A 24,116-nucleotide genomic window follows, 5' to 3' on the forward strand; every position below is an offset into this window, starting at 1 on the left:
TTAAGACTAAGACGTTGATAGGCTGGGTGTGTAAGCGTAGCGATACGTTGAGCTAACCAGTACTAATGAACCGTGAGGCTTAACCTGACAACACCGAAGGTGTTTTGTCTGAGAGACGACAGTAGATGAAGTAGGCTTGTTTAAGATTGATATTGCTGGTTATTGCGTAGAGATACACAATAACGGGTAATAAAACAGAATTTGCTTGGCGGCCATAGCGCAGCGGACCCACCTGAATCCATGCCGAACTCAGAAGTGAAACGTTGTAGCGCCGATGGTAGTGTGGGGCCTCCCCATGTGAGAGTAGGGAACTGCCAGGCATTAAATAAGACGAGAAAGCCAACCCAATGGGTTGGCTTTTTTGCGTTTGGAGGTTTAGCTACTCTGAATAAAAAATTATTTTAATTGCTGATAAAGCAATGAACCCGCAGCCGCTCCTGCAACATCGTAAGCAAAATCATGCCAACTCCAGCCAGTACCTTCTGGGCGACTATCATAAAGCTCTTTTGCTACACCTAAACTAATCGAAAATGAGAGCCCTATTAATAATCCCTCTCTATGACCATAATTTTGATGATCTGCATACGCATTTGCGCCCGCGGACGCTGCCATTGAAAATAAGAAATGCTGAGCTTTATCTTTGCCTTTCCAATTATCATTGGCAAAATGAAATGATTGGCAACCATTTAAAGTCATTATTGATAATAAAATAATCAGAGAACAACATTTGAGCTTTAGTTTCATAAAAATAAAAGCCTTTTCACTGATAACAATGTTTTTAATATAGAAGATTATTAAAGATAAGGGATGATTTGAGAAAAGAATTTTATTAAACAAAAAAGCCTTGCTGTAATTTAGCAAGGCTTATCAAATGAAGCATCAATTAAAGTATGCGGCTGATTAATCTATCAACACGAATACGTCGTAAGCGTTTAATTAATTTCTTCACTTTTAGAGGATAAAGCTTAATACTTTCTAGATCTTGGTAGTGTTTCACGACAATAGTATGTTGGCGAATACACTCTAACTCTTTGTGTCGTTGCTCATGTAATTCATGTTTAGGATCATGAATTAATATGGCATTCTCTAAATCTAATCCCCATGCACGCGGATTAAGATTATTACCAGTAATTAATTGCCAGTTATCATCTACCCACATACCTTTTAAGTGATATGTATTATCGCTATCTTTCCAAAGTCTTACTGTTAATTGGTTGCTATCAATAAACCGCTGGAAACGTTGGGTAAATTTACGCAAGTTCATTTCATAGAGATAAGGCAAAGCACCAATAATTTTAAATGGTTCTTCTGGTGGAATATAGAAGTCATTTGCTGTTTTATCACCAATAATAATTTCGACTTGTTTGCCATTTCTTAATAAATGACTAATTTGGCGTACAAGGATCGCAGGCAAATTAAAATAAGGTGTACAAATAACAAGCTTTTCTTCAGTAGAAGCCATAAGGTGAGAAATTGTCTTATTTAAGATATTTTTCTTACCTAACCCCATTAAAGGTGTTACTGCCAGCTCGTTATTAGAAGCATTGGCTTTAATATCATAGCCATCACGAGTGCGTAAATTGAAACGAAATTGACGAATACAGTTTTTAATTTCGGCACAACGAACTCTATCTTTAATATCCAGTCGTTGAATTGCTTCTGATTGCAAAAGATCAGACACAATAAATTGCTTCATTGTGAAAGCTAATTCGTTATTTTGGATAATGTGATATCTGTCATAACGATATTTATCTAGTTTATGCAAGTAAACATTATTAATACTTGCACCACTATAGATAATGGTATCATCAAAGATAAAGCCTTTAAGATGTAATACACCTAATGCTTCACGAGTGTTTACGGGAATGCCGTAAATAGGGATCTCAATATCAGGGTGCTGCTGTGCAACGTGGTAGTACCAATCTGCATTTGTTGCATCAGCAGAGACACCAATACGCCCACGTTGAGCACGGTGCCAGTCAACAATAACGGTAATGGATAATTCAGGACGTTGTTGTTTTGCGGTATAAAGCGCATCAAGGATCTCTTCACCAGCCTCATCATGCTCTAAGTAAAGAGCTGTAATAAAGATCTCTTTCTTTGCTTGAGCTATGTATTTCAATAAGGTGCTGCGAAACGCGGACGTCTGATAAAGCGTTTCAACATCAGCAACTGACTGAGCTAATTTAGGCAGTTGTGCAAGGTGTTGTTGATGCTTAGCAAGTTTTAGTTTAGACAACATCACAGTGCTTAATTCTCTTGTTTATGATGGCAGATGGAGCCATCGTCCATGTAGATTTTCTTTAACCGATCTTCTGATCATAACATTAGTTATATGGGATGTACGCATAAAATCATCATATATAGCTAATTTATCAAAGGATGCGTGAACAATCACATAAAGAAACTTTCTCTAATGATTATAGCATTGGGCTATCGTTTGAAGATCCAAGCTGTAAATCAAGATTGACTATTCCTTCATCAAATTGTACTTCAACAGAAAATCCCAGTTTTTTCGCTAAACTTATCATGTTGCGATTTTCAGGCATTGTTATCGCGGTTAAACGTTTAATGCCATGTTCTCTAGTATAGTTGATAAGTTTAGTCATAAGTTGATGACCTAAAGTATTTCCTTTTAAATCAGAACGCACAAGAATAGCAAATTCTGCATGCTGATTATCGGGATCTGCCATTGCACGAGCAACACCAATGATTTCAGGCTGATCTTCTGGATTTCGGATCGCGACGAAAGCCATTTCTCGATCGTAGTCAATTTGAGTCATATTCGCGAGATCGTCATGTGTAAACTCACTGATCTCACTAAAATATCGATAATAAAGATCTTCTTTTGTCACTTGGTTTATAAACGTTTTCAGTAACGGTTCATCTTCCGGCAAAATAGGGCGGATAAAGCAAGGGTTGTTATCTCTTAGGAAGAATGTTTCTTCTAATTCATTGGGATAAGGGCGAATAGAGAGTCTTTGATGAGGATCGCCTTGTAGTGGTGCTAACTCCATTGCAACATCGAGCAATGTAAAATCATTACCTGAAGCAAGTAGAGGGTGAATATCTAATCTGACAATTTGTGGACAATCTAAAAGTAAGTGAGAAACCTGTACCAAAAAATGACTTAGACTTAATATATTTAGAGGCTGTAAAGCGCTTCTAGGTTGTATCTTTCCGCTTTTTATCGCGTTAATAACCAGATAACGGGCAAGTGCCATATTAAGAGGTGGTAAAGCAACAGCAGCTTTAGTTTCTATTTGCCACTCAACCCCCCCTTCACCTAAGACAATTAATGGGCCAAAAATAGGATCTTGCTCTATCGCGACGCGCAATTCCTGAGAGCCAGCGCGATTTGCCATACTTTGCACCAATAAACCCTGAATTTGCGCTTGAGGGTAAAGTTCTGTAACGCGCCCTATAATGGCATGTGCTGCTGATGATACTTCTGTGCTGTCTCGAAGGTAAAGCATAACACCTTGTACTTCGGACTTATGAGGGATATCAGGAGAACGCAATTTCAGTGCAACAGGATAACCAATCTTTTCAGCAATATTGACAGCTTCTTGTGCATTATGAGCAATCCAAGTAGGAAGTGTATTAAAGCTGTAAGCTTCCATAATTGGCTGAACTTGGTGTGTGTCTAATCGATATTGCTTATTTTTTAATGCCTCTTCAATGCAACGATGTGCTTGTTGTGTATTCATTTTGATATCTAGAGGCAATGCTGGTGTTTCTTTTAGCTGTTTCTGATTTCGACGATATTCCACCATATGCATAAATGCGGTGACGGCACCTTCAGGTGTTCGATAAGTTGGAATTCCAGCTTCGCTAAATAATTTACGCGATTGTTGAGATGAATATTCTCCGCCCCAATTAGTGAAAACGGTAAGCCATTTACGTCTAGGGTGTTTATTGATGGCTTCTATGACTCGTTGTGCCGTTTCAATGCTAGGGGCTATGGCACTAGGTGTGTGAATAAGGAGTAATGCATCATGATCATGGCTATCTAACAAACAATTCAATGCCAAAATATAACGATCAACGGTTGTATCATCACCTAAGTTCAGTGGATTACGAATGATATTTTCTTCTTGAATAACACTTTGTAGCTTTTGTTTTGTTTCATCCGTAAGTTGTGCAAGCTTTCCTGAATGCAAGAATAGTTCATCAATGGCCATTGCAGCAGGTGCAGAGCCATTACTCATAATCATCAATCTTTCGCCTTTTAAAGGCGTCATATAGCTAAGAGTTTCAACGGCAGAAAACATTTCATGAGTATCTTGTACTCGTAATAACCCTGCACGTTGAAAAGCTGCATCATAAGCCACGTCATAACTTGGTGTATCACCTAATAGCAGTTGAGCTTTTTGGGTTCGACCACTTTTTATCACCAGAATCGGTTTGTTGCGCGAAGCACTACGGGATGCCGACATAAAACGTCGCGCATCTTTTATATGTTCGAGATGCAATAAAATAGCACTGGTTTTAGTGTCCCTTGCCAGAAAATCTAGTAAATCATCGACTTGGATATCTTGGTTATCACCTAATGCAATAAAATAGGAAAAGCCAATATTGCGGTAATATGCCCAATCTAAAATTGTGTTGGCGACAGCGGCTGATTGCGAAATAAAAGCGAGCTTTCCTTTTTTAACGGGAAGTGGTGAAAAGCTGGCATTTAAACCTTGCCACGGTGCTAAAAGTCCCAAACTATTTGGGCCAAGTAAACGGATGTGATATTGCTGGCAAAGTAATTTTATTGGCTGAAATTGTTCAGGTTGTGCAGAAAGTACAATTACGGCTTTGCAGCCAGACTCACCTAATTGTTTTAGTAGCTCAAGGTTGCGACGATGATGTGTACAAATAATCGCGAGATCAGGTACTTGAGGTAATTTATCAATAGAAGGATAAGTGAAAACACCAGAGACAGAGCCACGAGCGGGATTAATCGGAAACACTGGGCCATTAAATCCACCACTGAGCAAATTTTTCATCATGGTGGTTCCTGCTCGACCTAATTTTTCAGAGGCACCAATCACCGCAATAGATTTAGGACGTAATAGTGCTTCAAGACCTCGTTGGCTCATATCCACTCCAGAGTTTCATTATCAACTGCTATTCAATGTAGCTGATTTGATCTTCTTTTGCCTGACTCCGGTCTGGTTTTCCAAGTAAATATTGTTGACGAAAGTAACTAAAATGAGAAAAAAGCTGTTGTGAGGCTTGAATATCGCCGACATTCTCTAAAATAGAGGCCGCTACTTCTGCCGTACAATGTTGATCTTCTCTTGCTGCTTGGCGAAGTACGTACTCACATTTAATTGCCTCATTTAAAGAAAAAAGAGGCAATGAATCGAGATAAGGGCTTTTGCGAAACATTTTGCGAGCTTCACTCCAAGTACCATCAAGGAGGACAAACAAAGGCGGTTTGCTATTGGCTGGGAGTTGGTTGTATACAACTCGTTCACTTGATGCATAGCTTTCAGGGAACACAACATAAGCTTGCTTATCAGGTGTATTGATTAGATCAAGCAAGGCCTGTTCTGGCTCAGTTCGGGACCATAAAAATGCCTGTGTGTCTGGTAATACATCGGCAATTAATTTCCCCGTATTACTTGGCTTCATCACTTCAGTATCATACATCAATAAACAAAATTGGCTTTTTGCTGGTTGATTGATAATCGTGTCACAAAGACACTGTTTTTCAGGTAATAAGCAAAAAGTGCAACGTTTTGTACGAAAACCCCGCGCTTTAAAAGGGCGAGTTGAAATCGAAAGTCGATATTGACGAAGTCGAGAGACTGCATTGTCATGCATAACAGATTGACCAATACTTATAAAAAGAATCGAATATTATCATGTTCAAAACAAACAAACTATTTAGTATGTTTTTATCATAAAAATCATACTGATATATTAGTTATTTATGAGATGAAGTTAATTATCAATTGATCCTGATTAGTTTATCGATTCCTGTGCGTGATTCTCTCGGTGACAGTTGCTAAACTATCATGTAATCTGCGCCCCTATTGCAGTTGGAGAGACAAATGAACGATTCTTATGAAGGTAAAAACGGCAAAGTAAAAGTAATGTATGTCCGTAGTGAGGACAATGCCGATAATAAACCTAAAAAACCATCCCGCCGTCCTGAAAATGGTCGTGGTGATAGCCGTGATAACAAACGCGGTGACAACCGTGACGACAAAAATCGTGATAATAGACGTGGCGATAACCGCGACGATAAAAATCGCGATAACAGACGTGGTGATAACAAATTTTCTCGTCGTGATGACCGCGGTGCAGGTAAGCCTTCAGGGCGTGGCGCATCACGTAATGAATCAAAACCTTCTCGCGATAGCGAAGGCGGAAGTTTTTCTCCGTGGAAAACGGTTTCTCGCCCTGCTGGTGAAGAGGCAATTAAAGAGCACGATGGCATTACTGGTAAAAGCCAAATCGATCCTGAACAGCTGCGTCGCCAGCGTTTAGAAGAGACGCGTATTTATGGTGAAAATGCCTGCCAAGCAATGTTTAAAAATCGTCCTGATGCGATTGTTCGTGCTTGGTTTTTACAAGATGTGACACCACGTTTTCGAGATGCATTAAAATGGATGGCGGCAAATCGTAAAGCTTATCACGTTGTTGAAGAAGAAGAGATGGTGAAAGCCGCTCGTACTGATCACCATGGTGGCGTGTGCTTCTTAATTAAAAAACGTGTTGGTCATGATGCAGAAACCTATCTGAAAGGTGCACCTGAACATGATTGCGTATTAGCACTTGAAGATGTGGGTAATCCACATAACGTAGGTGCAATTATGCGTAGCTGTGCGCACTTTGGTGTGAAAGGGGTTATCTCTCCTGATTCTGCTGTATTAGAATCTGGCGCTGCTGTTCGTACCGCAGAAGGTGGTGCAGAATATATCCAAGGTATTGATGCTGATAACTTTGCTCAAACGTTAGATAAATTTAAAAAAGCGGGTTATACGCTGGTGGCAACATCAAGTCACAAAGGCAGTGTACCATTATCAAAAGCACAATTACCGGCGAAAATGGTTCTTATCTTAGGTCAAGAGAAAGATGGCTTAAGTGAAAGCACTTTAAATCAAGGTGATATGAGCATTTACATCGGCGGTACTGGCCACGTTGAAAGCTTAAACGTCTCTGTGGCTTCTGGCGTGTTATTAGCAGAATGGTGGCGTCAGCACCAAGGCTAATTGCTTTAAAGTTTTTTAAAGAATAGTACAAAACCCCACTTAATCGCTATGATTTAAGCGGGGTTTTTATTTATACGGTCTATGCTACTTATATTATTTTCCAGGTGAAAAAGGCGGTTTAGCAAACCAAACCACGATCATCATGATAAGGAAAATACCAGCTGCTAACCAAAAAATCTCATTGGCTGAAATAATTAATCCCTGTTCTGTAATCGTCTTGGCTAAATATGCAGATGCTTGTTCATTTGAAAGACCAAGATCATTCATTTGTTGGTACGCCATTTGTGAATCAGGATCGAGTGGATTAATTTTTTCTACAAAGGTTTCATGGTGAAGTGATTCTCTTTGTGTCCAAACCGTTGTGGTTAACGATGCGCCAATTGCTCCAGCCAATGTTCTTAAGAAGTTCGAAAGACTTGATGCTGATGCCATTTTTTCTGGAGGTAGTCCAGATAATGTCATTGTCGTTAATGGCATAAAGAAACACGCAACCGCTAAACCTTGCCAGAATTGAGGCCATGCCACAGTGGCAAAATCCATTCCTGGTTCGAAGGTATAAGATCGCCAATAAAAACACACAGAAAACATAATAAAGCTAAAGCTGATGATATAGCGTAAATCCACTTTACCACCAAATTTACCTATAATCGGTGTGATAATTAAAGGTAATAAACCTACAGATGCTGATGCTAATCCTGCCCATGTTGCTGTATAACCAAAGACCTCTTGTAAAAGCAGTGGTAGTAAAACAATGGTGCCAAAATAGATCATATAGGCGAGACTGAGCGTGACACAGCCAATGGTAAAGTTTCGACTCTTAAAGAGAGAAAGATCTATCACTGGATGATCGTCTGTTAACTCCCAAACAATTAAGAAGCTAAGTGCAACCACTGCCACAATGGTGAGAACTATAATTTCTGTCGAATTAAACCAATCGAGCTCTTTACCCTGATCGAGCATGATTTGTAACGCACCAATACCCACGACAAGTAAAACAAGGCCAATGGTATCTATTGGTTTAATTTCAGTTTTTGTTTCACGTCCAGCTAAGGTGTTCGATATACACATAATAATCAACACACCAAATGGAACGTTAATAAAAAATATCCATCCCCAATGATAGTTATCGCTGATGTAGCCACCTAAAATCGGTCCTAAAATAGGTGCTACAACAATGGTCACTGACCATAGTGCAAGTGCCATATTTCGTTTGGCAGGTGGATAGTTATTCAATAACAAACTTTGTGATAAAGGAATTAGTGGTCCTGCAACTAAACCTTGAAGCACACGAAAGAAAATAAGCATTTCAAGACTTTGTGAAATGCCACAAAGCCAAGATGTTAACGCAAAAAGTGCCGTTGACCACATAAAGAGTCGAACTTCACCAATACGTTTTGCTAACCAACCTGTGATTGGGATAGAAATAGCATTTGCCACACCAAAAGAGGTAATAACCCAAGTCCCCTGTGAGTTAGAGGCACCTAAGTTTCCTGCAATAGTTGGAATGGCTACGTTAGCGATTGTAGAATCGAGAACTTGCATAAAGGTGGCCAACGCAAGGGCGATGGTCATTAAGGCAAGTCTTCCTCCTTGTAATGGCTCTTTGATCACCTTTACACCTCGCCTTTATTGTCCTGCATTTTGTTCAATGATTTCATTGATCAGTTTATTAATCTCTGACATATCAATTGTTAAAGCATCAGTATGATAAGCAGGTGTTTGGCGTTCGCTGTGTGATAATACTTTTCCATCAAGGTTAATCGTATCGACAGTTACTTCAGAAGAAAGACCAATACGCAGAGGCTTTTCTGCTAATTCTTTTTCATCTAATGAAATACGCACAGGTAAGCGTTGAACGACTTTTATCCAGTTACCACTAGCATTTTGCGCAGGCAATAATGAGAAAGCACTACCTGTTCCCATATCTAAACCTAATACAGTGCCGTGATAAATGACTTTTTTACCATAAAAGTCAGTCGTGATCTTTGCCGGTTGACCAATTCGCATATTGGCGAGTTGGGTTTCTTTAAAGTTGGCATCAATCCACATACCCGTTACAGGAACAACGGCCATTAAAGGTTTACCCGGTGAGACTTGTGCGCCAACTTGAACGCTACGACGTGAAACATAGCCGTCTGTTGGGCTTAAAATTTTAGTACGTTCTAAGGCCAGCCATGCATTACGAACATCAGTTGATGCTTGTAAAACAGAAGGTTGTTTTGCAATTGGTGTATTTAAGATAATTGCTTGATTAGCATTATATTGCTCTCTTGCAACTTCTAAAGCCGCTCTTGCGGTAGAAACAGCTTCTCTGGCGTGTTGAAGTTCTTCTTTACCAATGACGTTGCGTTCACCTAAAACTTCACGACGACGAAGATCATTTTGTAATTTAGTGAGCTCAGTTTCGCGTAAAACGATGTTTGCTTTTAATTGACGACCGTTGATGATTTGCTGATGCATTTGGCGAACACTATTAGCTAATGCTGTTTTTGCTTTTTCTAATGCCAGTTTTTCATCACTTGAATCTAATAAAACTAAGGGTTCACCCGCTTTTACAAAATCGGTGTTATCCACATAAACTGTGGTAACAGAACCAGAAATCTGTGGCATCACCATGATTTGATTGCCAGTCACATAAGCATTATCTGTTGTTTCATGGTGTCTTAACACCATAAACCAGTAAGCTGTGTAAGCTACACCAGCAACAATAAATAGGATGGTTAGCAATAGTAGAACATTTCGGCGAGTTCGTTTTTTATTGCGAATGGGAGCCTGAGGGGGGGTAGTTTCCTCATTAACACTCATTTAGAAGATCTCCATAAAACCAGAAAAACATCATTAGATATGTTTCCAGTATTAAAACTGGAAACATAATTATAAAGTCAATCTTAGAATAATTATTAGCGTGAAGGTAAATTATAAATGCTAATGGGTAAGTATGTTTGCCGATTTATGGCGTAAATAGGATTAGATCAATAAAACTATTTATTATGCTACTTATTCACAACCTTTTTCAGCCAAAGTATCTAATTGTAATAATAACTTACGCATTAGCGTTTCAAGCTGTCTTTGTTCAGATTGATCTAATACAGACCAGATTTGTTTTAAGCACTGATGTTGCGGTGGTAATAAGCTATTTAAAAACTCTTCACCTGCATCAGTCAAATGGAGATGTAAACAACGGCGGTCATTATGGCTTTCACGACGTTCAATCCAACCTTGCTTTTCAAGCTCATCAGCAATGCGTGTTGCATTCGTTCTTGAAGAGCCTAAAGCTGCACTTAATTCTGATGGTTGAATACTACGATTTTCTGTCGTATCTAAAATCATTAGTGCCATAAATAATGTCTCGTTAATACCCTGAGACTTCAACATATTATTACGACTTTCAAGAAGTTTGCTTTGAACATGCATAGAAAGGCGAGTTAACAAAATTTCTTGATAAGGAATATCTTTGTTAAGCGATTTCTGTTGTGTAGCGCGAGTGTTTAGTAATTCTTCTGTTGGCGTAAATGAGCTTTCCATTTTTAGACACCTTGTTAGTTTCGAAAATTAGGATAATGCTGTTATCAACATGTTAAATGGTATATTAAACACACAATTTAGCAATTTTTATTATTTATAGTCACTATGTTTTTTTGATTATGTTACCTGATTCATAAATTTTATGAATGATAACACAAAAAAAAGAATAGGTACTTATCTCTTTACAATAAGTTAATAAAATCAATTTATCACTTATCTGACAATGAATAGTAGTCTATTTGCGAAAAAAGGGATCATTTTTTACGATAAAACACGTAATAAATTTATTATCACTACCAATGGTTGTTATGTTGATAATATCGAAGTGAAATTATTTATATAGTGCTTTATTGATGAGATTGATATAATTTTCTTAATAAAGAATGGGATGATGATATACATTAATAGTAATCACGCTGTTAAAACATTCACATTTTATTCTGATTAGAGTGGGATTGAAGAAATAATGTAACCCATCCTTGGGTCTGAAAATTATTCGGCGTGGATTATTGGATCATTTTTATAACCTAAAAACCAAACAATAAGACCGATAATACCGATGACTAATCCAGCGATGGAAACACCTGTCCATCCATATTGATGATAAGCATAGCCTGATAGTAAAGATCCTAATGCACCACCAATAAAATAGCTTGTCATATAAGCGGCAGTTAGGCGGTTTCTAGCATCAGGTAAAATACGGTATATGGTGCTCTGATTGGTGACATGAACACCCTGAACAGCTAAGTCTAGCAGGACAACACCAATAATAAAGCTGATGAGCCCAATCCAGTGATAATAAGGTGCAATAATGATAAAGCCCCAAGAAAGAAAGAGGATGACTAATCCTACAGTGGTGGTTTTCTTGCCTTTTCCTTTATCCACTAATACGCCTGCTTTTCCTGCCATTAATGCACCTGCGGCACCCACAAGACCAAATAAACCAATCACGGCATCCGAGTAATTAAAAGGATCAGAAGCCAATAGAAAGGCCATTGAGGTCCACAATAAACCAAAGTGAGCAAAAATAAGTGCGCCAACTAATGAACGAGTTCTTAATACAGGCGTTGTTGCAAATAATTTGAAAATAGAACCTAGCAACTGGAAATAATTTAAGTTTGTTTCACTTTTATAAGTGGGCAAGCAACGCCATAAAGTGATAGCTAAAATCGACAGAAAAATACTTGCTACCCAGAAAATACCCTGCCAATTAGTAAATGACGCCATTAACCCAGATGCAGTTCTCGCCAGTAAGATCCCGAGTAAAAGACCACTCATAATCGTGCCGACAGCTTTTCCTCGTTGATGAGGTGCTGCAAGGGTTGCTGCAAAAGGAACAAGAATTTGAGCTACAACGGAGAACATACCTGAGAGCGCAGTTCCTATTAACATCACCCAGATATTGGATGCCATAGCGGTAATTAATAGGCCACTCGCTGAAATTAATGTCATGGTAATAATCAGTGAGCGACGTTCAAAAATATCGCCAAGAGGCACTAATAACATTAACCCTACGGCATAACTTAATTGGGCTGTGGTAACAATAAATCCAGCCAAGGTTGCGGATATGTGGAAATAGTTTGCGATTGAATCAAGTAGGGGTTGTGCATAGTAGTTACTGGCAACAACCATACCTGTGGCAACCGCCATTAGTAAAATAAGACCTTTGCTTAGCGATGTTTGTGGTGCGGTGTTTTCCATAATACTCATAACAAATCATTTATAAGGTAAATGATAGTAACATGAGTCATTTTTTTGAGAAAAGAATTACTGTGATAGAGATGTTCAATTAATTTGATATAAACCCTTAGATTTTATTCTTATAACATATTGTTTTATATTATGAATAAACATTAACTTTAGCTTGTTAATAACTAAAAAGCGTAAAAAAGAGCATAGTCAAACACCATATCCATTGAACTGAAACGCCAATCACAGCAAAAGAAAATAGACGTTTAGTCCCTAGCCAGCGGGCTTCCATCGTCTGTTTTTTGGGGCGTTTAGGAAATAACGTAGAGAGGCTTTCATCAAAGCTAACATCATCTTGATAGCGATAAAGTGCCTGAAAAAAATGGCTATCAAGCCATAAACGAAAAAGGTGATATTGCGTAAATAAAAATAAAAGAGAAGCAACAAAGAATGCCAGTTTATTATGAAAATGAAGGCTAAATACAGGCCATGTGCTTATATAAGGTAATAGTGATAAAAGCAGTAAATAGCGCCAACTTTGTGTTAAAGACACAATCACTTTACCGCTGGTTTTTGTTGTCAGCATCGTTATCTCGTTATTTATTTCGTTGGAAATTCGAATACCAAATTTGTAATGCCTCTTGTGTTTCTGGATTTAAAATCACTTGAGGGCGTATTTTATATACCTGTTTTATCGCTTCTTCCAAAGTATCTACTGTGCCACTGTAAACTAACCATGCAACTACAACAGTTGCACTGCGCGAATAGCCTAATTTGCAATGAATATAAACTGTTCCTACTTGGCTAAGCTGTTCCATAGACAACATGGCTTTGCTGATATCATCAGGAGATAATGGTAATAAATCGATTTGAGGCTGCGCTAAATAAAGCTGATTTTGGCTAAACTTGTTTCTTGGCCACTCACAGGTTAAATCAAAGACGGCGTTCGCTTTTAATTTATAAAGAGGGCGTCCGCCTAATAAAATACCTTCAGTCACTAAACTGGGCGTTTGGCAACGAGTTAAATAATAGCGATAAGTACACCAAGCAAAAAAGCGATAAGGTAATAGGATTATCTGTGCAGAAAGGGGAATTTCACCCTGTACATTTTTTTGAAAAATAGAAGCGCCTGCCCCTAAATAACCTAAAGTCACAAAAGTTAATGTGATTGCAGGCCAGAGAAAAATCCAAAAGAAACCTTGTAAGCCAAAAGATAACAGATAAAACACCATTGCTGATAACGCATAGTTTTTACCAATACGTAAACTGCGTTTACTACCTGTAAAATACCATTTCCAACGAGAGTTTATTGGTAATAAATAACAAATAAACACGCCGACACCAAAGCCCGTAATAATATCGATAAAGTGATGTTGCCACGTTGTCAGTACGGAAACAGCAATAAGCAATGACCATAAATTTAAAAACCATTGCCATGATTTTGGAGTATGTGCGCGAAAACGTAACCAAAGTATCCACAATAAGATTATGTGCAAAGAAGGGGCTTGATTATAAGGTAAATCGAAACCTTCTAATTGGGTAAATAACCAACCAGAAAACCCTTCTGTTGTTGGGCGAATAAAACTAAATTTTAAAGGGAATAATAAAAAACCAGCACAAGCAATAAGAGAGGCAACAATTAAACGTAGCCCATGTATAAATTGTTCTCTTAACGTTGTACAAATAATCAGTGAAATACCATAGGCAATATTCACACTCCAATAAGGAATGATTGTCCAAGGTAAAAAAGGGATCGCTTTTTCCCATGAATAAACAAAAGAAGAAACATCAGATAAAGTGGAAGTATAAGTGTTAACTTGCATATAAGTTAAATAGAAAAATGGGGCAAGAAACAACAGCCATACAATACCAGCAAGCCAGATACTTTTTCTCGATGATGTTATTTGAGTGTGTTGGGTTCCACCCATACTAAAATTCCTTTCTTTGTTTATGTTTCTATTTTTACAATGACTTAAAACTATCGCTATATGTTGCCATATAGCGATAGCTCGGTTATTGATGGTGCATTCTGTTAGCGACGTTTTGCTATCGATACACTGAAAATACCCCAATGATCAATTTGTTGATCTAACTTTTCGAAACCAGCTTCATTGACTAAAGCATCCATTTCACCTTGACTACGACAACGCATGATCCAAGGTTGTCCGTTTTGGTGACTAGGTAATACACGCGCAATCATTTCAAGCTGAGGGTGCCAAGGTTGACAGGTATAAATCAATAAACCGCCACTTGGAATGGCTTGTGATAGTCCTTTTAAAGACTCTTTTAGCAGATGATTTTCAGGGAATAATTCATAAAGCCCGCTGACAATACCTAAAGTTGGTGACGGAGAAACCGCACTCAAGCTTTCTGCATCAAAGGCGTTACCTTCTTCAAAACGTACTTTGTCTTCTAAGTGACGCTCTTTAATCGCAATATTGCCTTGTTCAACGTTAATGGCGCTATAATCACGCATTAAAATCGAATCGACCTTACCATAATCATTAACGGCATCAAAAATATAGCGCCCTTGTCCTGCTGCAATATCCATAATATGCACTGGCATATTATTTTGTATTAATTGGCGAATTGCGTAGCGGATTGTATTTTCAATATTGATTTTACGTTGTCGAATGCCTTGCCAACCAATACTATTTAAATATTGTCTATCAACAACCCGACCAAATAAGCCTTTCCCTTGAGGCTGATTACGGTAGACATAATCCAGCGTCGATCCGGAATCAAAACCTTTATCGTAGCCTAGAGCAACACCTTCAGATGCTTTACCTAAAGTACTCATAGAACGGCTAAGTACTTTGTAATAAAGTCTTTTTGGACAATATTTAGGAAGAGGCGTCTGTAATGCGCGATAAACATCTGCACTATGACTCCAAATATCTTCATGTTGGTAATCATGTTGATAAAGTGGTTGTGCAAATAAGGTTTCAATAAAACTGCGCATTTTATTGATAGGAATAACTCTGTCTTTCTCACCTAAAGTATCGTGGTAAAAGCCAGGTAAGACATGCTTTTCTTTGATAGATGTGTTTAAACGTTCATAGAAAAGATGTTGAGGCTTAGCGTGAACCACATGATCATTGCCTGAAATAAACAACTGTGTTGGTAAAGTAATTGCACTTGCATCTTCAACAACACGATCAGCCGTTTTATAAAGCTCTAATAAAATATTGACGGCAATAGGACGAGTGATCAGCGAGTCTTGGCTAAAAGAGTCGATGCGACTTTGATCATGGGTTAAGTATTTGGCTTTCACGTATGAATTAACATAAAAGAGCCCACGAGCTTTTTGCATCAAGGCAAGGCCTGTGCGTGCAAAAGGGACATATAATTTCACTTTAAATGCAGGGGAAGCTAACACCATACCGCGGATCTTAGGGGCATAATCGTGTACCCAACCAGTAACTAAAACGGCGCCTACACTTTGACCAACAACCAGAATATTCTCCATTGGAATATTATAGTTGGATGAAACGTAATGAACGAATTCGTCTATATCTTTTATTGAAGTTCCCATTGATGGGCTATAACCGCGAGCGCCTTGATTTTTACCATGACCTCGAGCATCCCAAGCAAACATTGAAAAATCAGGAAGATCTAACTCATCCACTAGATGAGAAACACGACCTGAGTGTTCATGACCTCGGTGAAATAAAATAATTGCTTTTGGTTCAGTGGTAATTTGAGCAGGCCAATGGCGATAATACAGAGGTGTTTTATCGCTGGTGGTAAATTCAGACTCAATCATATTCCTTTGAGTTTGATATTGCGGTTGTTGATTCATAACGATGTATCCTTATCTTTATCTGTCATCGTTGCTTCTTTTAGTGCGCGATGAATTCGGTGATAACAAGTCAACAAAAGTAATAAATTAATAATAATAAAAAGATAATGCGTGTTTTCTGATAATGTCAGTGAGGGGAATAATCCAATAAAAAAGGCGATAGCACCGAAAATAAAGGCTCTATCACTTTTTCCCATCGGGCCATCATAACGACGAGACGCATGAATAGTTTGGGCAAGCACGCCTAAAAACTCAGTCATTATCATTAAAAAGAGTGCCAGCATGATCCACCAATAGGCTTGTGGAAAAATAAAAGCAAAAGGTAGATAGAGTGCAATGTCTGAAATAACATCGCTGGCTTCATTTAATATCGCCCCAAGCGCACTTTTTTGATTATGTTCTCGTGCAAGCATGCCATCTATGGCATTAAGCGCCATACGAAAAAAGAGGACAAAAGGGAGCAATAAAAATAAATGGGGATAAGGATAAAGCAAAAGTAATCCACCAACAGCAATGGATAACAGTAAGGCAAAAAGTGTGACCTGATTTGCTGTGATCCCTTTTGTGAATAACTGTTCTACATAAGGGCGTAATAGAGCTTGAAATTTGGGTTTTAGGTCATAAATTGTCATGACGCATCCTTGTGTTCAAAAGTGCGTATATTACCTCATAATTATAATTTTATTATTAGCTGATTTTTATCTCATTGAATATCTTTATTTCAATACTTTAATTTATTTACGATTTAAACATAAAACTAAGACTTAAAATTTACTTGAGTTAATAATTATTTAGCTCTCAAAATAAAGAGAAAATAAGATCCGTAAAATTGTAATTATCAGACTGTTCCGTGTCTGTTTTATTCTCTTTATTTTAAAAATGATTAATTTTTCTTTAGTAATATGTACGTAATTATAATTAGGGAATTAAATGAAGAAAATGAAAATAAGAGATATTAAATACCTTATAATAACTAATGAAATTAGTTTAATTTATTATAAATATTATTTTAGATGAAATTTAAATCTAACAAGAGTGTATCGATAGTGTAGTTATCTGTATTGAGTGATAAGTACAAAAAAGCTAGATAATGATAATTATTATCATTATCATAATTAGCGCTGTTAGTTACAGCTCTAATCATCTATCAAACTAATAACCATACAAAAAGATACTACTATTATGATCCATTTCTTAGCAAAAAATGATGCTTATCGTCAGGGAATTGGGATATTTTCATTTTCGTCATCAGCGATAGCATTATTATTGACTTCACTCACTTCGTTAAATAGCTATGCAACTGAAAGTGTAAAACCAGAAATAACGATATCCACAAAGTCGGAAAGTCCAGCACAACCAAAATCACGTGAAAAGATTATTATTGAACCTATCTATGTATCAGGTGAACTCAACTCAAGTGTTGATGCGGGAAGTACCGTTCTGACATTAAAAGATATCGATAGAATTCAGCCTAATAATATTGCAGAGCTGGTGGATAAATTACCCGGAATTTCATCATCGGGTTCACCAAGACCGGGCGGTCAAACATTAAATATCTGGGGGATGGGTAATCCTGAAGATATTAAAATTACCCTTGATGGTACGCCTAAAACCTTTGAGAAATATCGCCAAGGTTCAATTTTTATTGATCCTGAATTAATCCGTCGTATAGATGTTGATAAAGGGCCTCATAATATTACTCAAGGAAATGGCGGTTTTGGTGGTTCGGTGAGAATTGAAACCAAAGATCCCGATGATTTATTACTACCCGATCAGAATATTGGGATGTTTTTAAAATATGGCCACCATACTAACGATAGACAAAATCGTTATAGTGGTGCGGTATACGGTAAATTACTGGATGGGCAAGCAGATGGATTATTCTATTTTAACCGTCGTGAAAGTGACGATCTGCGACGTCCTGATGGGACTAAATTTGGCTATTCACAGTCAGATCAGGATTCTTTTTTAATTAAGACCAATATCTATTTAACGGAAGCACAAACATTAACGTTATCAGCATCACGATCAGAAAGTGATGGTTGGACGCCTTGGGCGGCTAAACGTGATGAATTAGCTAAACCTAGCCAAGCTGAAGTGGATAAATATGGTTTTGATGCGGCGATGAAACGCAAATTAGTTTATCGTGATCAAAAAGATGACACCTTTAGTGTGAAATGGAATATTCAGCCGGTTGATTCCGATTTAATTAATTTAACGCTCACCTACGGTTACTCAAAAACCAAACAAAATGATAGTCGCCCAGAGACAGCGAGCTCCTATTTTAGTGGCAGTATGGGCAATCAAAGTTGGGTAGATTATCGAAATCATCAAATTGAAATTAAAAATGAAAGCACAGTTATGCAAGGTGCTTTAGAGCATAAGGTATTAGTAGGAACACGTTGGCATCGTAATGATCGTGATGTTTTAATGTTTACTCGTGATAAAGCTAAAAATCCAAATTATAACTATGGATATTATGCGCCTCCTTATATGCCAGAAGGTACGCAAACGACAACCAGTTTCTATCTTCAAGATTCGATGAGCTATAGAAATCTGACGATAACTCCGGGCGTTCGCTACGATATCGTTAAAAATCAAGGCAAGGGAAGCCGAGCGATTACCTATCAAGATCCTGATCCCTATTATGGGCATGATTACTCTGATGTGACTTATAGCGGGGCAACACCACATTTAGGTTTATTATGGAAGATGAATCAGAATTTCAGATTCTTTGGTGATTTAACCTATACATGGCGAGCTCCATTGATTGATGAGCAGTATGAAGTTCAAGGAAGAGTTTCTAGCTTAACAGGAACGAGCCGTCATCTAGACAAAGAAACAGTAAGAGCTGCACGAATTGGTGCAATTGTGGATTTTGAAAGTGTTATTCAGCAAGAAGATCAACTGCAGTTAAGAACGACACTATTTGATACTCGTGGTAAAGACGAAATCTTCCGCCGTCGCGGTGTCTATTGTGAAAGTCAAAAGATGGATGGACATAATGGAAATTGCCCACCTTCGATTGGTAATTACCGTAATTTACCGGGCTACCACATCCAAGGGTTGGAAATCGAAGCCTTTTATAATAGCCCTAATGTATTTGGCCGTTTAGCATATTCAACAATGAAAGGAAAACGTGACCAATCACCGCGCGACCCGTGGTTTGGTCAAAAAACATGGATTGCTGAGATACAACCTGACGCTTTACATGCTACCCTTGGTGTAAAAGTACCAAGTATTAACGTTAATATGGGATGGACGGGTGATTTTATTGGTGCTCAGCGTCGTTCACCAATGGATGCCGATCCTGATGCTGGCTATTGGTCATTACCAAAAAGTAAAGGTTATGCAATCCATGGTCTATTTGCGAATTGGGAACCTTCTTTTATAGATAATACGGAAGTTCGTTTTACGGTCGCGAATTTATTTAACCGAGATTATTACCCCTATTTAGGTGAATCAGTTTCAGGGGTAGGACGTGATTATCGATTTACTGTGGTAAAACGTTTCTAATATTACCGAAAATAAAAACAGATAAACCCCATAGATATTATGGGGTTTATTGACACTAAGAATTCAATATTCGTTATATTGAATTAATAACCATGTGATGCAGAAGTTGCAATCATTGCCATCATGGTTGTGAAGAAGAAAATAAAGAAAATAACAGCCATAACAATACTAATAATAAAGTAAACAAAGCCCGCTCTGTTCCATGTTTCTTGCACTTTCATAAAGGTTTCAACAGAATTGTAATCACCACTTTTCCAAGCCCATTCATTCCCTTTAATACCACAGACAAAAATCCAAACAAGATTAAGTAAAGGAACAAGTGCTAATAATGGAAGATAGGATTTATTACCAAAACCCCAAATAATATTAAACATGAAAGCACCCCAGTTCCAACGTTTAATTTCTTCAGGTACGGGTTTGTTAGTGTAAGACACAGTTTATTCCTTATCTAAAATAATAAATATAAAAATGAGAATGCCAAAATGGCTGCTGGAGAAAAGGATAATCATAATGGAAGAAATGAGAGAATGAAAGAAAGGGAGAACATAGCTTTTAATAAAAAGAATAATCTTAATAATAAAGTAGTATTAAGATTATTTTTAATTTTTATATAAACTCATTTTATCTAATTACATGTAAATTTAGTTTTTTATAAATAAAAACAGGCCACAATAATGTGGCCTGTTTTGTGACAATCTTAAATGAAGATTGTTTATTGATTATTTTGCAGCCGCTTGAGCTTGTTCAATCCAACCATCAAAGGTTTTTTGATGTGCTTTGATCCATGCATTAGCATGACGTTCAATATCTGCCTGTGATTTTTGACCATTATGCATACGTAAGTTTTGCGCATTAATATCGGCAACAGACACTTTCATAACTTCAAAGAGTTTTGCCGCAGCGGGATTTTCTTCAGCCCATTTTTTATTTGCTGCAATATGCATGGTACTTGGCGGAAAGCCATAGTTTTTACCATTTGCTAATGTGGTATCGGTTTTATCATCACCCGGTAATGAAGAGAAAGGCACTTGTAACCAAACAACATCTTTAACCGGTTTTAATACATCACTTATCCAGTAAGGCGTCCATGTGTAATAAAAAATGGGTTTGCCTTCTTTATAGCGAGTAATGGTATCTGCCATCATTGCCGCGTAGTTACCTTGGTTATGTGTAACAGATTTTTCTAATCCATAGGCTTTTAAGTGATTATTGATCGCTTCTTCACAACCCCATCCCGGATTACAACCCGTTAAATCGGCTTTACCATCACCATTGGCATCAAATAATTTAGCAATTTTAGGATCTTTTAATTGCTCAATATTCGTAATGTTATATTTCTCTGCCGTTTTCTTATCAATCAAGTAGCCTTGAGCGGCATTAACGACATAATCCCCTTTACGATAAAAGGTATTATCACCTCCTGCCGCTGCATATTGTGAATTATGAAGAGGAACCCAACTGACTGCCATAAAAGTGGCATCACCGTTGGCGATAGAAGAATAAGCAACGTTATAGTCAACTTCTTTAATTGGCTGAACGGTGTAACCTAATTGTTCTAGTGCTTTATTAACGATTAAAGTTTGAAAGGTTTCTTCAGAAATCGTACTTTGCACGGGTTGAACCGAAATCCCTTTTCCAGGTAAATCAGCAGCGGATAACTGGGTGCTTATCAGTGTGGCGGACAATACTGTTGCCCAGATAACTGGATTACGCATAGTTTTTCCTTCTGTTGTTATGGTAAGAGATAAATAGCGACAGCGAACTGTCGCCTCTATTTCTTATATTGATTGAACGTGATGTTCTTTATTGATTTTTAATTAATAGTAAAAATATTTATTACGATACTTTTTTGCCAAAGAGTCGACAAATTAAGCCGATAGGTCCTGTCATATACCAACATCTATTGCCTTTATGACGACTGTTTTGACCTAAAGATTGTGTTAATCGATCAAGGATAATGGCGAGGATAACAATACCTGCCCCCCCTACAGCAGCTAGTCCCATATCAAGACGACCTATACCGCGTAATACCATTTGACCTAATCCACCAACGGCAATCATTGATGCAATAACAACCATTGAAAGCGCTAACATTAGCGTTTGGTTTACACCTGCCATAATTGTTGGCATGGCGAGTGGTAATTGTACTTTAAACAGCATTTGACGAGGATTTGCACCAAATGATTGTGCTGCTTCGATTAAATCTTCAGGGACTTGTTTGATCCCTAAAATGGTCAATCTCACAATTGGAGGTAAGGCAAAAATAATGGTAACCACAACGCCCGGTACGTTACCAATACCAAATAACATGACGATAGGAACTAAGTAGACAAATGCAGGTGTTGTCTGCATCGCATCGAGTAAAGGCCGAACAATTTTGGAGGCTCTATCACTGTTAGCCAACCATATTCCTAATGGAAGCCCGATAATAAGACAAAACAGTAACGAGGTTAGTACCAATGCAAGGGTAACCATAGCTTCAGACCAAGCACCAATCGCACCAATTAATATTAATGAGATAAAAGAAGCGACACCCATAACTTTGCCTGAAAGCTGCCATGCAATCAGAGAAAATAGAATAATGGCGATAGGTGCTGGCATTGAAGTTAAGAAATTTTCAAAACCACTTAAGACTAAATCAACCGGTACACGGATACCTTGGAAAACAGGGCGAAAGTGCAACACAATCCAGTCAATCGCATCAGTAACCCATGAATCTAAGGGGATCAGCGTATTATGAAACGGGTCCATTAGATTGAATGAATCAGGTGCTACATCCGTTGGTGTTGCATCTAACCAATCACTGCCAGCGGATGAGGTATCAATATTTTCAGTACCACTGCCAGTCCCCCAAGGATCGGCATCTGTTGATGAACTGTCAGTACTACTCCAAGGATCACTTTCTGTTGTAGTAGTATCAGTTGTTGCCCAAGGATCATCATTTACGTTATTGGTTGTCTCTGACGTAGTATCGCTTGTTGCGGTTTCTTGGATATTTGTATCCAAAGCTGTTTCTTGAACTGTTGTATTACTCATTTGGCGTCTCCTTATCCAGTGCTTGTAGTAACATTCCTTTAGAAATTAAGCCGATATAACGGTTTTTTTCATCAATAACAGGAATTGCACAGGGAGATTGTGCAACAGTTGAAATCAGCTCGTTTAACGGTGTATCACCATTAATGGCACAAGGCTCAGATAAAATAGCTGACTCAATAGGTTGTTTATTTTTCAGCGCCTCTTCAAGAGATGTGACAGAAACAATGCCAACAAATTTTCTTCCTCGCTCAATGAGATAGCCAAAGTTTCTATCTTCATCTTCGAGTACTTTTAAGGCAGATCGAGGACCAAAACCGGGCGCAACATGCAGTAAGGTTTCAGGGCGACGTTTGGCTATATCTTTTGCACTAAATACGTGGCTAATATCAACACCTCGGAAAAACGTACGCACATAATCATTTGCTGGATTGTTGAGTATTTCATCTGGTGTACCCGTTTGAACGACAACACCACCTTGCATAATGGCAATTCGGTCGCCAATCCGCATAGCTTCATCCAGATCATGGGAGATAAACACAATGGTGCGCTGTTTATCACCTTGTAAGCTTAATAACTCATCCTGCATTTCTGTACGAATTAATGGATCGAGTGCTGAAAAGGCTTCATCCATCAATAAAATATCGGGATCATTAGCAAGTGCACGTGCAAGACCGATACGTTGACGCATCCCACCAGAAAGCTCATCAGGCCAAGAGTTTGCGTAACTGCCCAAGTTGACTTGCTCTAAGGCATCCATCGCTTTTTTATAACGCTCATCTTTGCTTAATCCCGCGAGATCCATTCCAAATGCGGTGTTATCAAGCACGTTCATATGGGGCATTAGTGCAAATGACTGAAACACCATACTGATTTTTTTACGGCGCACTTGTCGTAATTCTTTATCCGACATAGTGGCAATATTTTCACCATCAATAAGCACCTCTCCCTTTGTTGGAGAGATCAGACGATTGAGAAGGCGGACTAGTGTGGATTTACCTGAACCAGATAATCCCATGATGACAAATATTTCGCCTTCTTCAATTGCCAGATTTGCATTTTGAACGCCCACTGTAAGCCCTGTTTTATCAAAAATCTGATCTTTATTCATACCAGATCTTAATAATTCAAAAGCGCGTTTAGGGTGCTCACCAAATACCTTGTAGAGATTTTTTACTTCGAGTTTAATTGCCATGCAATATATAGTTTCCTATTTAAATATTGAAAGGAATAATTTAGATATTAATTAATAAGTGTTGTTATTTTTCCTAAATAAGATTTTTAGTAAGGGAAATACCCTACCACAATGATTGAGTCTGACAACCCTATGTTAATTA

Annotated in this window: 19 protein-coding genes and 2 rRNA genes; 5 read left to right on the plus strand and 16 right to left on the minus strand. The window is 38.0% G+C overall.

Going from position 1 to position 24,116, the window contains the following annotated elements; all coding sequences use genetic code 11:
• Window positions 1–87 (plus strand): 23S ribosomal RNA (locus C0T34_RS05735); the annotation flags it as partial.
• Window positions 88–204: 117 nt separating this feature from the next.
• A 5S ribosomal RNA gene (gene rrf / locus C0T34_RS05740) occupies window positions 205–320 on the plus strand.
• 76 nt (window positions 321–396) lie between these two features.
• Here rrf and C0T34_RS05745 read toward each other — a convergent pair.
• The 4 genes from C0T34_RS05745 to C0T34_RS05760 all read right to left on the minus strand — a co-directional run bounded on the left by C0T34_RS05745 (window position 397) and on the right by C0T34_RS05760 (window position 5,820).
• Window positions 397–744, minus strand: coding sequence for a YfiM family lipoprotein (locus C0T34_RS05745; protein WP_098943921.1), 348 nt, complete (start codon window positions 742–744; stop codon window positions 397–399).
• 139 nt (window positions 745–883) lie between these two features.
• On the minus strand, window positions 884–2,242 hold the full coding sequence (gene pssA, locus C0T34_RS05750) for a CDP-diacylglycerol--serine O-phosphatidyltransferase (RefSeq protein ID WP_098943920.1): 1,359 nt from the start codon (window positions 2,240–2,242) through the stop codon (window positions 884–886).
• A 178-nt stretch (window positions 2,243–2,420) separates the two neighbouring features.
• Entirely contained in the window at window positions 2,421–5,090 is a 2,670-nt protein-coding gene (locus tag C0T34_RS05755; RefSeq protein WP_109849843.1) for a bifunctional acetate--CoA ligase family protein/GNAT family N-acetyltransferase, read from the minus strand.
• A 28-nt stretch (window positions 5,091–5,118) separates the two neighbouring features.
• The gene (locus C0T34_RS05760) at window positions 5,119–5,820 is read right to left on the minus strand and encodes a tRNA-uridine aminocarboxypropyltransferase (protein WP_098943918.1); all 702 of its coding nucleotides are present in this window, start codon (window positions 5,818–5,820) and stop codon (window positions 5,119–5,121) included.
• Window positions 5,821–6,050: 230 nt separating this feature from the next.
• Here C0T34_RS05760 and C0T34_RS05765 point away from each other — a divergent pair, with 230 nt between their 5' ends.
• Complete coding sequence (locus C0T34_RS05765; protein ID WP_098943917.1) at window positions 6,051–7,214, plus strand: tRNA/rRNA methyltransferase; 1,164 nt, start codon at window positions 6,051–6,053, stop codon at window positions 7,212–7,214.
• A 93-nt stretch (window positions 7,215–7,307) separates the two neighbouring features.
• Here C0T34_RS05765 and emrB read toward each other — a convergent pair whose 3' ends face one another.
• The 8 genes from emrB to C0T34_RS05805 all read right to left on the minus strand — a co-directional run bounded on the left by emrB (window position 7,308) and on the right by C0T34_RS05805 (window position 16,862).
• The gene (gene emrB / locus C0T34_RS05770) at window positions 7,308–8,825 is read right to left on the minus strand and encodes a multidrug efflux MFS transporter permease subunit EmrB (RefSeq protein ID WP_098943916.1); all 1,518 of its coding nucleotides are present in this window, start codon (window positions 8,823–8,825) and stop codon (window positions 7,308–7,310) included.
• Window positions 8,826–8,840: 15 nt separating this feature from the next.
• Window positions 8,841–10,019: a multidrug efflux MFS transporter periplasmic adaptor subunit EmrA gene (emrA, locus tag C0T34_RS05775; RefSeq protein WP_098943915.1), complete on the minus strand. Its 1,179-nt coding sequence runs from the start codon at window positions 10,017–10,019 to the stop codon at window positions 8,841–8,843.
• Between the two features lie 192 nt (window positions 10,020–10,211).
• Window positions 10,212–10,739 (minus strand): transcriptional repressor MprA, encoded by a 528-nt coding sequence (gene mprA, locus C0T34_RS05780; protein WP_023581117.1) that lies wholly within the window; start codon window positions 10,737–10,739, stop codon window positions 10,212–10,214.
• Between the two features lie 492 nt (window positions 10,740–11,231).
• Entirely contained in the window at window positions 11,232–12,440 is a 1,209-nt protein-coding gene (locus C0T34_RS05785; RefSeq protein WP_098943914.1) for an MFS transporter, read from the minus strand.
• 166 nt (window positions 12,441–12,606) lie between these two features.
• Window positions 12,607–13,014, minus strand: a complete 408-nt coding sequence (locus C0T34_RS05790) for a hypothetical protein (protein ID WP_098943913.1) — start codon at window positions 13,012–13,014, stop codon at window positions 12,607–12,609.
• A 10-nt stretch (window positions 13,015–13,024) separates the two neighbouring features.
• Window positions 13,025–14,356: a phosphatase PAP2/dual specificity phosphatase family protein gene (locus tag C0T34_RS05795; protein ID WP_109849844.1), complete on the minus strand. Its 1,332-nt coding sequence runs from the start codon at window positions 14,354–14,356 to the stop codon at window positions 13,025–13,027.
• 104 nt (window positions 14,357–14,460) lie between these two features.
• Window positions 14,461–16,230, minus strand: a complete 1,770-nt coding sequence (locus C0T34_RS05800; protein ID WP_109849845.1) for a bifunctional alpha/beta hydrolase/class I SAM-dependent methyltransferase — start codon at window positions 16,228–16,230, stop codon at window positions 14,461–14,463.
• Window positions 16,227–16,862, minus strand: coding sequence for a CDP-alcohol phosphatidyltransferase family protein (locus C0T34_RS05805; protein ID WP_098943910.1), 636 nt, complete (start codon window positions 16,860–16,862; stop codon window positions 16,227–16,229). The genes C0T34_RS05800 and C0T34_RS05805 overlap by 4 nt, the downstream gene beginning before the upstream one ends.
• 550 nt (window positions 16,863–17,412) lie before the next feature.
• On the opposite strand from C0T34_RS05805, the gene C0T34_RS05810 reads away from it, so the two are divergent.
• Window positions 17,413–19,746: a TonB-dependent hemoglobin/transferrin/lactoferrin family receptor gene (locus C0T34_RS05810; protein ID WP_109849846.1), complete on the plus strand. Its 2,334-nt coding sequence runs from the start codon at window positions 17,413–17,415 to the stop codon at window positions 19,744–19,746.
• A gap of 83 nt (window positions 19,747–19,829) precedes the next feature.
• Here the strand turns inward: C0T34_RS05810 and C0T34_RS05815 are convergent, their stop codons facing one another.
• Window positions 19,830–20,180: a ribonuclease G gene (locus C0T34_RS05815; protein WP_098943908.1), complete on the minus strand. Its 351-nt coding sequence runs from the start codon at window positions 20,178–20,180 to the stop codon at window positions 19,830–19,832.
• A 48-nt stretch (window positions 20,181–20,228) separates the two neighbouring features.
• On the opposite strand from C0T34_RS05815, the gene C0T34_RS18405 reads away from it, so the two are divergent.
• Entirely contained in the window at window positions 20,229–20,360 is a 132-nt protein-coding gene (locus C0T34_RS18405) for a hypothetical protein (protein WP_259568489.1), read from the plus strand.
• Between the two features lie 105 nt (window positions 20,361–20,465).
• On the opposite strand, the gene proX is transcribed toward C0T34_RS18405, so the two are convergent.
• The 3 genes from proX to proV form a co-directional block, all read right to left on the minus strand.
• Window positions 20,466–21,461 carry a glycine betaine/L-proline ABC transporter substrate-binding protein ProX gene (gene proX, locus C0T34_RS05820; protein ID WP_109849847.1) on the minus strand — a complete coding sequence of 332 codons (996 nt, stop codon included), beginning with the start codon at window positions 21,459–21,461 and terminating at the stop codon, window positions 20,466–20,468.
• Between the two features lie 121 nt (window positions 21,462–21,582).
• Entirely contained in the window at window positions 21,583–22,782 is a 1,200-nt protein-coding gene (proW, locus tag C0T34_RS05825; RefSeq protein WP_098943907.1) for a glycine betaine/L-proline ABC transporter permease ProW, read from the minus strand.
• Window positions 22,775–23,974, minus strand: coding sequence for a glycine betaine/L-proline ABC transporter ATP-binding protein ProV (gene proV / locus C0T34_RS05830; RefSeq protein WP_088493464.1), 1,200 nt, complete (start codon window positions 23,972–23,974; stop codon window positions 22,775–22,777). Before proV ends, proW begins: the two co-directional genes overlap by 8 nt.
• Window positions 23,975–24,116: the final 142 nt, after the last annotated feature.

Origin of the sequence: Proteus sp. CA142267 (genome assembly GCF_003336825.1) — a bacterium.
Classification (GTDB): domain Bacteria; phylum Pseudomonadota; class Gammaproteobacteria; order Enterobacterales; family Enterobacteriaceae; genus Proteus; species Proteus terrae.

What these genes read in the sequence shown, in the direction of transcription:
- mprA (WP_023581117.1), bottom strand. Translation starts at nt 10,739, where the DNA reads ATGGAAAGCTCATTTACGCCAACAGAAGAATTACTAAACACTCGCGCT.
- emrA (WP_098943915.1), bottom strand. Translation starts at nt 10,019, where the DNA reads ATGAGTGTTAATGAGGAAACTACCCCCCCTCAGGCTCCCATTCGCAAT.
- C0T34_RS05805 (WP_098943910.1), bottom strand. Translation starts at nt 16,862, where the DNA reads ATGACAATTTATGACCTAAAACCCAAATTTCAAGCTCTATTACGCCCT.
- proW (WP_098943907.1), bottom strand. Translation starts at nt 22,782, where the DNA reads ATGAGTAATACAACAGTTCAAGAAACAGCTTTGGATACAAATATCCAA.
- C0T34_RS05755 (WP_109849843.1), bottom strand. Translation starts at nt 5,090, where the DNA reads ATGAGCCAACGAGGTCTTGAAGCACTATTACGTCCTAAATCTATTGCG.
- C0T34_RS05745 (WP_098943921.1), bottom strand. Translation starts at nt 744, where the DNA reads ATGAAACTAAAGCTCAAATGTTGTTCTCTGATTATTTTATTATCAATA.
- C0T34_RS05795 (WP_109849844.1), bottom strand. Translation starts at nt 14,356, where the DNA reads ATGGGTGGAACCCAACACACTCAAATAACATCATCGAGAAAAAGTATC.
- C0T34_RS05785 (WP_098943914.1), bottom strand. Translation starts at nt 12,440, where the DNA reads ATGGAAAACACCGCACCACAAACATCGCTAAGCAAAGGTCTTATTTTA.
- C0T34_RS05800 (WP_109849845.1), bottom strand. Translation starts at nt 16,230, where the DNA reads ATGAATCAACAACCGCAATATCAAACTCAAAGGAATATGATTGAGTCT.
- C0T34_RS05765 (WP_098943917.1), top strand. Translation starts at nt 6,051, where the DNA reads ATGAACGATTCTTATGAAGGTAAAAACGGCAAAGTAAAAGTAATGTAT.
- C0T34_RS18405 (WP_259568489.1), top strand. Translation starts at nt 20,229, where the DNA reads ATGGCTGCTGGAGAAAAGGATAATCATAATGGAAGAAATGAGAGAATG.
- C0T34_RS05790 (WP_098943913.1), bottom strand. Translation starts at nt 13,014, where the DNA reads ATGCTGACAACAAAAACCAGCGGTAAAGTGATTGTGTCTTTAACACAA.
- proX (WP_109849847.1), bottom strand. Translation starts at nt 21,461, where the DNA reads ATGCGTAATCCAGTTATCTGGGCAACAGTATTGTCCGCCACACTGATA.
- C0T34_RS05810 (WP_109849846.1), top strand. Translation starts at nt 17,413, where the DNA reads ATGATCCATTTCTTAGCAAAAAATGATGCTTATCGTCAGGGAATTGGG.
- pssA (WP_098943920.1), bottom strand. Translation starts at nt 2,242, where the DNA reads ATGTTGTCTAAACTAAAACTTGCTAAGCATCAACAACACCTTGCACAA.
- C0T34_RS05760 (WP_098943918.1), bottom strand. Translation starts at nt 5,820, where the DNA reads ATGCATGACAATGCAGTCTCTCGACTTCGTCAATATCGACTTTCGATT.
- proV (WP_088493464.1), bottom strand. Translation starts at nt 23,974, where the DNA reads ATGGCAATTAAACTCGAAGTAAAAAATCTCTACAAGGTATTTGGTGAG.